Source organism: Nitratireductor sp. GCM10026969, from assembly GCF_042660605.1.
Lineage (GTDB): Bacteria > Pseudomonadota > Alphaproteobacteria > Rhizobiales > Rhizobiaceae > Chelativorans.
In genome coordinates, this window is sequence record NZ_JBHSUM010000118.1 from 1 (window position 1) to 12,916 (window position 12,916).

Annotated in this window: 9 protein-coding genes and 1 pseudogene; 2 read left to right on the top strand and 8 right to left on the bottom strand. The window is 63.9% G+C overall.

What is annotated here, in order from left to right:
* Positions 1-404, bottom strand: a pseudogene (locus ACFP9U_RS18830) (hypothetical protein); the annotation flags it as partial.
* Between the two features lie 146 nt (positions 405-550).
* The gene (locus ACFP9U_RS18835) at positions 551-1,849 is read right to left on the bottom strand and encodes an adenylosuccinate synthase (RefSeq protein ID WP_378623827.1); all 1,299 of its coding nucleotides are present in this window, start codon (positions 1,847-1,849) and stop codon (positions 551-553) included.
* A 210-nt stretch (positions 1,850-2,059) separates the two neighbouring features.
* Here ACFP9U_RS18835 and ACFP9U_RS18840 point away from each other — a divergent pair, with 210 nt between their 5' ends.
* Positions 2,060-2,986, top strand: a complete 927-nt coding sequence (locus ACFP9U_RS18840; protein ID WP_378623815.1) for a DMT family transporter — start codon at positions 2,060-2,062, stop codon at positions 2,984-2,986.
* Positions 2,987-3,050: 64 nt separating this feature from the next.
* On the opposite strand, the gene serA is transcribed toward ACFP9U_RS18840, so the two are convergent.
* Together serA and ACFP9U_RS18850 are read right to left on the bottom strand one after the other, a co-directional pair.
* Positions 3,051-4,649, bottom strand: a complete 1,599-nt coding sequence (gene serA / locus ACFP9U_RS18845) for a phosphoglycerate dehydrogenase (protein WP_378623816.1) — start codon at positions 4,647-4,649, stop codon at positions 3,051-3,053.
* Between the two features lie 72 nt (positions 4,650-4,721).
* Positions 4,722-5,894, bottom strand: a complete 1,173-nt coding sequence (locus tag ACFP9U_RS18850) for a phosphoserine transaminase (RefSeq protein WP_378623818.1) — start codon at positions 5,892-5,894, stop codon at positions 4,722-4,724.
* A gap of 339 nt (positions 5,895-6,233) precedes the next feature.
* Here ACFP9U_RS18850 and ACFP9U_RS18855 point away from each other — a divergent pair, with 339 nt between their 5' ends.
* On the top strand, positions 6,234-6,821 hold the full coding sequence (locus ACFP9U_RS18855; RefSeq protein WP_378623819.1) for an acyloxyacyl hydrolase: 588 nt from the start codon (positions 6,234-6,236) through the stop codon (positions 6,819-6,821).
* A gap of 103 nt (positions 6,822-6,924) precedes the next feature.
* Here the strand turns inward: ACFP9U_RS18855 and ACFP9U_RS18860 are convergent, their stop codons facing one another.
* The 4 genes from ACFP9U_RS18860 to ftsH all read right to left on the bottom strand — a co-directional run bounded on the left by ACFP9U_RS18860 (position 6,925) and on the right by ftsH (position 12,664).
* Positions 6,925-7,620, bottom strand: a complete 696-nt coding sequence (locus ACFP9U_RS18860) for an outer membrane protein (RefSeq protein WP_378623821.1) — start codon at positions 7,618-7,620, stop codon at positions 6,925-6,927.
* 202 nt (positions 7,621-7,822) lie between these two features.
* Positions 7,823-8,695 (bottom strand): outer membrane protein, encoded by an 873-nt coding sequence (locus ACFP9U_RS18865; RefSeq protein ID WP_378623823.1) that lies wholly within the window; start codon positions 8,693-8,695, stop codon positions 7,823-7,825.
* 190 nt (positions 8,696-8,885) lie between these two features.
* Entirely contained in the window at positions 8,886-10,241 is a 1,356-nt protein-coding gene (gene glmM, locus ACFP9U_RS18870) for a phosphoglucosamine mutase (RefSeq protein WP_378623824.1), read from the bottom strand.
* A gap of 485 nt (positions 10,242-10,726) precedes the next feature.
* Positions 10,727-12,664, bottom strand: a complete 1,938-nt coding sequence (gene ftsH, locus ACFP9U_RS18875) for an ATP-dependent zinc metalloprotease FtsH (RefSeq protein ID WP_378623826.1) — start codon at positions 12,662-12,664, stop codon at positions 10,727-10,729.
* Between the last annotated feature and the right edge of the window lie 252 nt (positions 12,665-12,916).

A 12,916-nucleotide genomic window follows, 5' to 3' on the forward strand; every position in this document is an offset into this window, starting at 1 on the left:
GGTGGCGGCGTGCTCCCCACTTCGACCGGTGACGCTTCGTCACCAGGTAAGGGCGCCGCCGGCGCCGGCTCTTCCGTCTCGGATTCGGCGACCCCGGCCTCCTCGGCGCGATCGGTCGCGGAGCCGTGTGCCGCCGCGGCGTCGAGTTCGGCGAAGATGCTTTCGAGATCGTCCTCCGGCGCCTCCGACGGCGGCACGGCATATTCGCTCTCGACGTTGACGATGGCGTCCTCGAGAAGCGCCCGCTGACGGTCGGCGAGTTGCTGGGACGGCGGCGGCGAAACCGCGGCAAGTTTGGCCTCTATGGTGGCGCGCGCCTTTTCATAGACCTTCGCCCGCGTCTCGGGCGTGTTCTCGCTGAGCGCCCCAATCGTCTTGCGCAGTACCGCCGCAAAATCCGCCATTCTTGAGTTATCCGTTCCTGCCTCTCGCCGCCCGAAAGCCACCTGCTAGTGCGAAATTGTGATGACACTACAGCATGGAGGCCAAGATTGGAATCGCCTTGCCGTAAGTTCGCCTCACAGTTTCAATGTGTTAGCACATTACTCCCTCAATCCTGGAATGGATCGGTCACGAGGATCGCATCGTCGCGTTCCGGGCTGGTGGACAGAATGGCCACCGGCGCGCCGATCAACTCCTCGATGTGCCGTACATATTTCACCGCCTGCGCCGGCAGGTCGTTCCAGCTGCGGGCCCCGCGCGTCGTTTCCTTCCAGCCATCGAGCCGCTCGTAGATCGGCTCCAGCCGCGCCTGCGCGCCCTGGCCCGCAGGCAGGTAGTCGATGACCTCCCCGTCGAGCCGATAGCCCGTGCAGACCCGGATCTCGTCCAGCCCGTCGAGCACGTCGAGCTTGGTGAGGGCGATGCCGTTCATGCCGTTGGCCACCACAGCCTGGCGCACCAGCACCGCGTCGAACCAGCCGCATCGCCGCTTGCGCCCGGTTACGGTGCCGAACTCGTGTCCCTGGGTGCCCAGGAAATGGCCGATCTCGTTGTCCTGCTCGGTGGGAAACGGTCCCTCGCCGACCCTTGTCGTATAGGCCTTGGTGATGCCCAGCACGTAATCGACTGCGCCCGGCCCAAGCCCCGAGCCCGTGGAAGCCTGGCCGGCCACCGTGTTGGACGATGTGACGAAGGGATAGGTGCCGTGGTCGATGTCCAGAAGCGTGCCCTGCGCGCCTTCGAAGAGGATGCGGCTGCCGGCGCGCCGTGCATCGTCGAGGATCTTCCAGACGCGGTCCACATAGGGCAGAACCTGGTCGGCGATGGCGGAAAGCTCGTCCATGATCGCCTGGTGGGAGACCTCCTCATGACCCAGCCCTCGCCGCAGGGCGTTGTGATGCGTCAAAAGCCGGTCGATCTTGGCCGGCAGCGTCTCCATGTTGGCCAGATCCATGGCGCGGATGGCGCGCCGGCCCACCTTGTCTTCATAGGCGGGGCCGATGCCGCGCCGCGTGGTGCCGATCTTGGTGCCGGAATTGGAGGCCGCATCCTCGCGGAAGGCGTCGAGTTCCCGATGCAGCGACAGGATCAGCGCCGCGTTTTCCGCCACCTTCAGATTGACCGGCGACACCTTCACGCCCTGCTCCTCGAGGCGCTTGAGCTCACTCACGAAGGCGTGCGGATCGAAAACGACGCCATTGCCGATGACCGACAGCTTGCCCTCGCGGACGACCCCGGAGGGCAGCAGCGAAAGCTTGTAGCTGACACCGTCGATGACCAGCGTATGGCCGGCATTGTGCCCTCCCTGGAAGCGCACCACGACATCGGCACGCTCCGAGAGCCAGTCAACGATCTTGCCTTTCCCCTCGTCGCCCCATTGCGAGCCGACGACCACCACATTCGCCATTGCCAACGTCCTCTTCCCGGCATCGCGGAATCCCCGCGGCCGCCTTGAAATTCCTGACGGCTCTATACCGTCATGCGGCCCGCGATGCGACCATTCTTTCGCGCGCGCCCGGTGTGCCGCCCGATTTCCCCAGTCTGGCTCGATTTACCCGGGGCGTCGAACGGGCTATTGCCCACTGTTCAGGAACATGTCCGAAGGCCGAGCCAAAACATGCAGAACAGAGCCTACGCCCTCCTCCTGCTGACGACGCTCTTTTGGGGCGGGAATGCAGTGGCGGGCAAGCTGGCGGTCGGTCAGGTCTCTCCGTTTGCGCTCACCTTCCTGCGCTGGATCATCGCGCTCGCCATCCTCTTGCCGATGTCCTGGAAGCCGCTGCGCCGCGATTGGCCGCAGATTCGGGCCAATCTACCGCTTCTCTTCCTCCTCGGCACGGTGGGATTCACCTTTTTCAACGCGGCCCTTTACAGCGCGCTCACCTATACCTCTGCGGTCAACGTCTCGATCGAGCAGGCGGCCATTCCGATGGTCATCATCATCCTGAACTTCCTGATTTTCGGCGAAAGGGCTACCTGGCTGCAGCTCACGGGCTTCGTCTTGTCCCTTGCCGGCATCTCGCTGACGGCAAGCCATGGCGATCTGTCCCGCATTGCCGAACTCGACATCAATTTCGGCGATTTCCTGATGCTGCTCGCCGTACTCTTCTACGGCATCTACACCCTGTTTCTGCGCTCGAAGCCCGACATCCATTGGCTGAGCACGATATCGGTGCTGGCGACGGCCGGCTTTGTCAGCGCGATCCCGTTCGTGGCGTGGGAATATGCGGCGGGCGACTTCATCATGCCGACCCTGAAGGGCTGGATCATCATCCTTTACACTGCGTCCCTCCCCTCGGTGCTGTCGCAGATCTTCTATATCCGAAGCAACGAGATCATCGGTCCCAACCGCGCCGGCCTGTTCGTCAACCTCGTTCCGATCTTCGGCACGATGCTGTCGATCATTATCCTCGGCGAGGCGTTTTACCTCTACCACGCGATTGCGTTAGTGCTGGTCTTCTGCGGCATCTCGCTCGCCGAATACAGCGGCCGCAAGGCGGCAACGGCACCGCCGCGCGAGCGCGCACCGCTCGACAGCCGGTAGGTGGCCGTACCGGGGCACTTGAAGCCCCGGTACGGTGACCGGAACGAAGGAACGCGGTGCCCGGTCAGGCGCCGATATCGAAATGCAGCGGCTTGGCCGAGATGATCGAATCGGTCGCCCGGAGCTCTTCCAGCACCGGCTGCGGGAACGGAGCGTCGAGATAAAGCAGCGCGATCGCGTCGCCCCCCGGCCGGTTCCGGCCGAGCTGGAAGTTCGCGATGTTGACGCCGTGCTTGCCGCAGATGCTGCCCAGCAGACCGATGATGCCCGGCGTGTCGTAATTGGTGGTGTAGAGCATGTATTCGCCCACCTCGGCGTCCAGATTGATGCCCTTGATCTGGATAAAGCGCGGCTTGCCGTCGGAGAACACGGTGCCGGCGATCGAGCGCGTCTTGGCCGAGGTCTTGACCGTCAGCTTGATGTAGCCGTCGAAGACGCCGGACTTGTCGCGCTTGACCTCCGACAGGATCACGCCGCGCTCCTTGGCCATGATGGGCGCGGAGACCATGTTGACGTCGGAGACCTGCGGCCGGATGAGGCCGGCGAGCGCCGCGCTGATGAGCGCGCGCGTGTTCATGTTGGCGGTGGAGCCGTCGAACACGACCTCCACCTCGCGGATGGCTTCCTCGGTCACCTGGCCGACGAAGGTGCCCAACACCTCGGCGAGCTTGATGAAGGGCTTCAGCCGCGGTGCCTCCTCGGCGCTGATGGAGGGCATGTTGATGGCGTTCGTCACGGCGCCCTTGACGAGGTAGTCCGACATCTGCTCGGCCACCTGCAGCGCGACGTTCTCCTGCGCTTCTGACGTGGCCGCGCCGAGATGCGGCGTGCACACGACGTTGGGCAGGTTGAACAGCGCGTTCTCCGTTGCCGGCTCCGTTTCGAACACGTCGATGCCGGCACCGGCCACCTTGCCCGACTTCAGAGCCTCGACGAGATCGGCTTCCACGACCAGGCCGCCGCGTGCACAATTGATGATGCGCACACCGTCCTTCATCTTGGCGATCGCCGCGGCATTGATGATACCGCGCGTCTTGTCGGTGAGCGGCGTGTGGAGCGTGATGAAATCGGCGCGGGCGAAAAGCTCGTCGAGCTCGACCTTCTCGACGCCGAGTTCCTCCGCCCGCTCCTCGGACAGGAACGGGTCGAAGGCTGCCACGTGCATCTTCAGGCCGATGGCACGCATGGCCACCACGGAGCCGATGTTGCCGCAGCCGATCACACCCAGCGTCTTGCCGGTGATCTCCACGCCCATGAAGCGATTCTTCTCCCACTTGCCGGCATGGGTGGAGGCGTTGGCCTCGGGAAGCTGCCGCGCCACGGCGAACAGCATGGCGACGGCATGTTCGGCTGTCGTGATGGAATTGCCGAAGGGCGTGTTCATCACGATGATGCCCTTGCGCGAGGCGGCGGGGATGTCGACATTGTCGACGCCGATGCCGGCCCGCCCGACCACCTTGAGATTGGTCGCGGCGTTGATCAGCTTTTCCGTCACCTTGGTGGCGGAGCGGATCGCCAGTCCGTCATACTGGTCGATGACGGAAAGGAGCTTTTCCTTGTCCTTGCCGAGGTCAGGCTCGTAGTCGACCTCGATGCCATGCTGCCGGAAGATGTCGACGGCCGTCGGTGAAAGCTTGTCGGAAACGAGTACGCGCGGTGCCATTTCAGGGCTCCATCTGAAGAACGGAAAACGGGTGAGAAGGGTGCAGCGCACACGGCGCGCTGCCCGGCATGTTCAGGCGCTCTGCAGCGCGGCTTTCTGCTCGTGGAAGGCCCAATCGAGCCAGGGCATGAGCGCTTCGAGGTCGGACGTCTCGACGGTCGCACCGGCCCAGATTCTCAAGCCGGGGGGCGCGTCGCGATAGTGGCCGATGTCATAGGCCACGCCTTCCTTGTCGAGCCGGGAAACGATGCCCTTTGCGAAGGCCGCCAGGGCTTCCGCGTCCAGCTTCGTCACCTCCTGGTCGACGATGGTGAGGCACACCGAGGTGTTGGAGCGCGTCGCCGGATCTTCCGCCAGATGGGCGAGCCAGCCGCTCTTTTCCACGAAACGGTCGATGGCGGCGAAGTTGGCGTCGGCACGGGCGATCAGCCCGTCGAGCCCACCCACCGACTGCGCCCAGGTCAGCGCGTCGAGATAATCTTCCACGCACAGCATGGAAGGCGTGTTGATGGTCTCGCCCCGGAAGATGCCCTCGTTCAACTTGCCGCCCTTGGTGAGGCGGAAGATCTTCGGCAGCGGCCAGGCGGGCGTGTAGCTCTCAAGCCGTTCCACCGCGCGCGGGGAAAGGATGAGCACGCCATGCGCAGCCTCCCCGCCCAGCACCTTCTGCCAGGAGAAGGTGACGACGTCGAGTTTGGCAAAATCGAGGCGCTGCGCGAAGGCTGCCGACGTGGCGTCGCAGATGGTGAGGCCCGCGCGGTCGGCCGGGATGAAGTCACCGTTCGGCACGCGAACGCCGGAGGTCGTACCGTTCCAGGTGAAGACCACGTCGCGGTCGAAATCGACCTGCGTCAGATCGGGCAGCTTGCCGTAATCCGCCTCGATGCGGCGCACGTCCGGGAGCTTGAGCTGCTTGACGACGTCCGTCACCCAGCCGGAGCCGAAGGACTCCCATGCCACCATGTCGACGCCGCGCGCGCCGAGCAGCGACCACAGCGCCATCTCCACCGCGCCCGTGTCGGACGCCGGCACGATGCCGATGCGATAGTCTTCGGGAACCTGAAGGACCTCACGCGTCAGTGCGATGGCGCGGGCAAGCTTCTCCTTGCCGATCTTGGCACGATGCGACCGGCCAAGGGCGGCATCCTGCAGCACCTCCGGCGTCCAGCCAGGGCGCTTCGCGCATGGTCCTGACGAAAAATGGGGATTGGCCGGACGGACGTCCGGCTTCGTAAGCATGGTCATGATGTTTCTACCCTTCCAGATAGCTCGCCCCTCGTTGGGGAGGGGTGGCCCACGGAGGGGATTAGCGGAAAGGGGACGGCCACGCAAGGGCTGGCCGGGAAATCTTCACCGGTGGAATGTACCCGCCGCGATGTTGGCTTTGCTTGGCATTCGCGACCGGCGCAATTTACCAAGTATAAACCATGTTCGTTAATACTGCGGTTCTGCCCATTCTGAACTTTCTTCCGTGCACCCGCGTCCCAGATAGGCAGATCTTGCCGCGCCGTTGCATTTGCGCACTACCGCGCGCGGGCGAATCAGGGAAAAGATGATCATTCAATAACGGGCCGATGAGGGGATATGACGAACCTTCGCTTGTTTTCGCCGCTGACGGCGCTTCTGCTTCTCACCTCCGCCTTCTCCGCCACAGCCGAAGACTTGCAGGCACCATCTTCCTTTCTGGAGTTCGGAAGGAATGCCGACCGGTGGGAAGCGCGTGCCGGCGGGGCGATCTATGATTTCGGCCCGTTCACGCCGCAATCCTTCTCGGGCGGCGTGATCAACGGCGAGTTGCTGGCACCGTCGCCGAAGTTCCTGCACGGCATCGGCGCCCCGAGGCCCTATATCGGAACCGACATCGCCATCTCGGACGACCCGATCCATGTCTTCTACGCCGGACTCAACTGGGAGGCCTATGTCTCGCGCAAGGTCTATTTCGGCTTCAGTGCCGGCGGAGCCGCCCTCAGCCGGCGGGCGGAAACGAATGACGAGGGCGAGGAGAAGGATCTGGGCTCGCAAGTGCTTTTCCACCTTCAGGCGAGCGCCGGTGTAGACTTGACCGAAAACCTGACGGCCCAGGTCTATTTCAATCACTTCTCGAACGCCCAACTCGGCGAATCGAACGACGGGCTGGAATCCGTCGGCGTGCGGTTGGGCTTCCGCTTCTAGCTGGCTTTCGCCAACGTTTCAGCGGGGACGGCATCCCCTCTCCTGCACCATCGACCCTTCAGGAAGCGCCACCGATTTCCAAAGGCCGCCGGGATACGTGCGCCTACCAGAGATCGTAGCGCAGCCCGACGCGGATCTGGTGATAGTCCAGCCCATCCTCCACCGTTCCCGCCTCGAAGTCGAGATACTCCATGCCGGGCGCGCTCAGGTACTGATAGCCCACATCCACCGAAAGATTGTCGGCAAAGCGATAGCTGACACCGGCATTGAGCGAATAGGCGAATTCGTACTGCCGGTCGGAGAAGCTGGCATCAATGCCTGAGCTCGTCCAATCGACCGAGGCTTCGTGCTTCGAATAGAGCATGCCCACGCCAGCGCCGATATAGGGCGTGAAGCCGACGACGGTGCCCAGGTCCAGATAGCCGTTGACCATCGCCCCCAGGACCCTGTTCTCCAAGTCCGCCGCGTTGATGCCGTCGTCGTAGTCGAACTTGTCGCGCGAGACATAGCTGAGGTTGACGTCGGCCCGCAGCAGATCGTTGAAATGATAGCCGATGCCGATGCCGCCGCCGAACCGGTTGTTCTCCACGTCCAGCCCGAACGGATCGTCATAAACGGACGTGTTGACGTTGTAGGACAGGTCCCCGCGCAGATACCATCCCGAGCCGACTTCCACCGGCACGTATTGCGGGGCGTCCTCGATGATCATCGGCGGATCGTAATCCGCCGCGCCGGCCGGCATGGCCAGGGCGAGCGAGCCGGCAATCGCAGCGAGAACAGGACCGGGAAACTTGCACATGATTCGGTACTCCGCATGGGCGGCGAAGCCGTCATTTGCCCCCGCCGCAAGTCGGATGCCATTGTTAACCATCGTGGTTAAACACCGGTTAAGGGTAACCATTCGTTATCCATCGCCCCGCGGCAATCCTGGAGCCCTCGCGCAAAAGAAAACCGCCCGGCGAAACCGGGCGGAGAGGAAGGAGAGGAAGAACGCTGGCGAGCTACTTGTAGGCCGTCGGGGAGTACTCGTAGGCCGGCGGCTCGTAGGCGACGGTCTGCGGCACCATGCAATTCACATTACCGCCGAAGGTATAGCGCACGCCGGCGCGGGCCTCGTGCACGTTGAAGCCGTCATCGAAGCCCGGTCCGGCGCCGATGCCGCCCCCCGACGGAGTGGCGTACTCGAACATGCGCCCGCCCTCGATCCGCGTATAGCGATAGCCCGCGTCGAGCTGCAGGTTCTCCGTCAGGCAGTAGGACGCGCCGGCCATCAGCGACCAGGCGAAACGCCAGTCGCTGACGCCCTTGTGGACGTCGGTCGAACTGCCGATCGTGTTTTCCAGGTCGTCCCACTTGACGTATGCGCCGCCGATGCCCGCCCCGAGATAGGGCGTCAGGCCGTGATAGGTGCCGAGGTCGACATAGGCATTGGCCATGAGAAGCAGCGCCGAATAGGCGGACTCGTCGGTCGAACTGCACGGCCCTGCGCCGCAGGCAACGCTGGAGGTCGTGCCCCGGAAATCCGACTTGAACCAGTAGTCCGCCGTCAGATCGGCACGGAAATGGGGCGTCATCTGATAGCCGACGCCGGCGCCGAGCGACAGCGCTCCCTTCAGGTCGGTACTGTCGAACGCATGCGTGCCGGGATCGGGCGTACAGGTCGGGCACCCGTATGTGATGTACTCCAGGCCGCGCAGATCGGACCAGCGGTAGCCGAGATCGCCGCGCAGATACCAGCCGCCGACGGCGATCTTCTTGACCTCCACCGGCGGCGGTGCCTCATATACCGGCGGCTGGTAGAGGTCGGCGGCAAACGCGCTTGACGTGAAGCCAAGCGCGGCCGCTGCGACAAGCGGCTTGATCGTCTTTTGCATGAATCCATCCCCACGTGCCGGCATGCGGCTGCGCTCCCCGGTTGACCGAAACACGCGAAGATTGCAGGAAAAAGGTTAAGCACCACTTAACCTTAACTTGTAAATTCAGACGCCATCACCCGCATGCAAAGCGGCCCCGTCTACGGGACCGCGACAGCCAACGGATTATCGCAAATACAACGGTCGGGCTTCAGGCGGCCGACCGGGCGTTCCCGATGGCGCCGACGATTTCCTCCACAACGGCCTTCACCAGTTCGGGGTCGTCCCCTTCCGCCATTACGCGGATAAGCGGCTCTGTGCCGGAGGGACGGATGACCAGGCGTCCCCCGCCGGCAAGCTTCGATTGTGCATCGTTGATGGCCGCCTTGACGGGCGCGCTCTCGAGCGGCTTGCCGCCACTGTTGATACGCACGTTGCGCAGGACCTGCGGAACCGGCTCGAACTTGCGGCAGACCTCGCTCGCCGGGCGGTTCTCGCGCTTGATGCAGGCCAGCACCTGAAGCGCGGTGACGAGCCCGTCACCGGAAGTGGTGAAATCCGACAGGATGACGTGGCCGGACTGCTCGCCGCCGACATTCAGACCATGGGCGCGCATGTGCTCCACCACGTAACGGTCGCCAACCTTGGTGCGGTGGAGTTCCAGCCCACGCCCCTGCAGGAAGCGCTCGAGCCCGAGATTGGACATGACGGTTGCCACGATGCCGCCGCCGGCAAGCCGCTCACGTTCGTGCATGGACTGGGCGATCAGCGCCATGATCTGGTCGCCGTCGATCACAGTTCCGTTCTCGTCCACCATGACGACCCGGTCGGCGTCGCCATCGAGCGCGATGCCTATATCGGCGCGCACCTCGTGCACCTTCTTGGCGAGGCTCAAGGGATTGGTCGAACCGCAGTCCTGGTTGATGTTCAGGCCGTTCGGCTCGACATGAATGGGCACGACCTCCGCCCCGAGTTCCCAGAGTGCTGCGGGCGCCACCTTGTAGGCGGCTCCATTGGCGCAATCGACGACCACGCGCAGGCCCGAAAGCGACATGTCGCGCGGCAACGTGCGCTTCGCCGCCTCGATATAGCGGTCGTGGACGCCGTCGACGCGCTTGGCGCGGCCCAGCGAATCCGCATTGGCGAGCGCCAGCTCGATGTCCTTGTCGAGCATCGCCTCGATGCGGCCCTCGATCTTGTCGGAAAGCTTGTAGCCGTCGGGGCCGAAAAGCTTGATCCCGTTGTCCTCGAAGGGGTTGTGGGAGGCTGAAATCATCACGCCGATATCGGCCCTGAGCGAGCGCACCAGCATGGCCACCGCCGGCGTGGGAATGGGGCCCAGCAGGAAGACGTCCATTCCCGCCGCGCAGAACCCGGCCACGAGCGCGTTCTCGATCATGTAGCCGGAAAGGCGGGTATCCTTTCCGAGCACCACGCGGTGGCGATGATCGCCGTTCTGGAAGGTCAATCCGGCGGCCATGCCCACCTTCATGGCCACTTCCGCCGTCATGGGAAATCTGTTGGAACGGCCGCGGATACCGTCGGTCCCGAAATATTTCTTCGTCATTTTCTTCTTCGTCCGCACCGATTTGGAAGTCTGTCGCAAGGCTGCGATCCCCCTCCTTATCTGCCACGATTGTCAGCGCCGCTGCGCATCACTTTATGTGAGGAATTGTAATCGATCCATATGAACAGCCGCTTGTCTGCCATACCCAATAATCCGTAAACATACCACCTCCTCTCGCCCGAGAGATCAAGGGCGGAGACGCGGCATCCGCCGGACCGATCGGCGCGAGGTGTCCTGTTCCGGAATGTGCGGCTGGTTTGGCCGAAGTGGCGCCGGGCGAAGGAAGCGCAGGCTCGGCATCCCGTTACGCGCCCGGCTTCCGCAATGGACTCCGTGCGCTCCCCTTTCTTTGATGGCGGCAGGATACGGACCGGTGATCAGGCGATCATCCGGCCCCCCTGGGGTTCGGCTCCAACGGCTGCGCGAAGCCCCCTTCCGGGCCGGAGCCCCTCTGGCTCCGGCAGGTCCCCGGCGTTCGAGGCATTTCACCCCTGCGGCTGGGGCTCCATTCCGGCATCGGGCTCCTCGCCGCCCTTCTTGCCTTCCTTGCGCGTGCCCGCCTTGGGCACGGTGGAGCCACGCGAGGGCGGTGTGTCGTCTCCGAGATCGCGCGAAGGCTTCTCGCCGCGAATGATGGCGCGGATCTCGTCGCCCGAAAGGGTCTCGTACTCGAGCAGCCCCTCGGCGACGGCGATCCATTCCTTCTTCTTGGTGCTCAGGATCTCGCGCGCCTTGTCATAGGCTTCGTCGATGAGCCGGCGGACCTCCTTGTCGATCTTCTGCTGCGTCTCCTGCGACATGTTCTGCTGACGCGCGACGGAGTGGCCGAGGAACACCTCTTCCTGGTTCTCTCCATAGGCGACCTGGCCGAGCTCGTCGGAAAAGCCCCACTGGGTAACCATGGCGCGGGCGAGCTTCGTCGCCTGCTCGATGTCGGACGCAGCACCCGAGGTGATGTTCTCCTTGCCGAATTTGATCTCCTCGGCGACGCGCCCGCCCATCATGATGGCGAGGCGGGAGATCATCCACTTGTAGGTCATGGAGTAGCGGTCGCCCTCGGGCAACTGCATGACCATGCCGAGCGCACGCCCGCGCGGGATGATGGTCGCCTTGTGGACGGGATCGGCCGACGGCACGTGGAGCGCCACGACGGCATGGCCCGCTTCGTGGAAGGCCGTCAATTCCTTCTCTTCCTGCGTCATGGCGTGCGAGCGCCGCTCGGCACCCATCATCACCTTGTCCTTGGCGTCCTCGAACTCGGCCATGGTGACGAGACGCTTGTTGCGCCGCGCCGCCATGAGTGCGGCCTCGTTGACAAGATTGGCAAGGTCGGCGCCGGAGAAACCCGGTGTGCCGCGCGCCACGATCTTCAGATCCACATTGGGCGCCAGCGGGACGTTGCGGCAGTGCACCTTGAGGATTTTCTCGCGGCCGGCTATGTCCGGATTGGGCACCACCACCTGCCGGTCGAAGCGGCCTGGACGCAGGAGCGCCGGGTCGAGCACGTCGGGCCGGTTGGTGGCGGCGATCAGGATGATGCCTTCGTTCGACTCGAAGCCGTCCATCTCGACGAGAAGCTGGTTCAGCGTCTGCTCGCGCTCGTCATTGCCGCCGCCGAGCCCCGCCCCGCGGTGCCGGCCGACTGCGTCGATCTCGTCGATAAAGATGATGCAGGGTGCGTTCTTCTTCGCCTGCTCAAACATGTCGCGCACGCGGGACGCGCCGACACCGACGAACATCTCGACGAAATCCGAGCCGGAGATGGTGAAGAACGGCACGTTCGCCTCGCCCGCGACGGAGCGGGCAAGCAGCGTCTTGCCGGTTCCCGGCGGGCCGACGAGCAGCACGCCGCGCGGGATCTTGCCACCGAGGCGCTGGAATTTCTGCGGGTCGCGCAGGAACTCGACGATCTCCTCCAGATCCTCCTTGGCCTCATCGACACCCGCCACGTCCTGGAAGGTGACGCGGCCATGGGTTTCGGTCAGGAGCTTTGCCTTGGACTTGCCGAAGCCCATGGCGCGGCCCGAGCCCGACTGCATCTGCCGCATGAAGAATATCCATACGGCCAGGATGAGGATCATCGGCAGCCAGGAGATGAAATAGCCCAGAATGGAGTTGGACCCGTCCGATTCCGGCCGCGCGTTGATGGTCACACCCCGGTCCTCCAGCCGCTGGACGAGGTTCGAATCGCCCGGCGAATAGGTCTGGAAAGGCGTGTTGTTGTCCACATAGCTGCCGGTAATGCGATTGCCGGTAATGGTGACGCTTTCGACGCGGCCGTTATCGAGCTCCTGAAGGAACTGGGAATAGGCGACATCCCGCGTCGCGCCCCGCTGCTGCGGCGCCTGGAAGAGGTTGAACAACGCGATGAGCAGAACGGCGATGATCGCCCACAGCGCAAAATTTCTGTAATTTGGATTCATGTGTGTTCCATATGTGCGCCGAGGCCGGCATCGTCCATAGCACTGGTTTTGACTAACATAGGGAGCCTGCGCAACCTTGCCAAGCGCAAGGCGCCGATTGCTGCGCATCTCGCTGCGACGGCTATTGATGCTGTCCTTTGTGGCGTCGCAGTGGCAGGTCGGGCCCGCGGGCGGCGCCGATCACCCGGGCGACCGCGCGTGCCGGTGCAAGATCGAAGCATGGCAGGAGCCATGCCCACGGCCCGGCGAGCG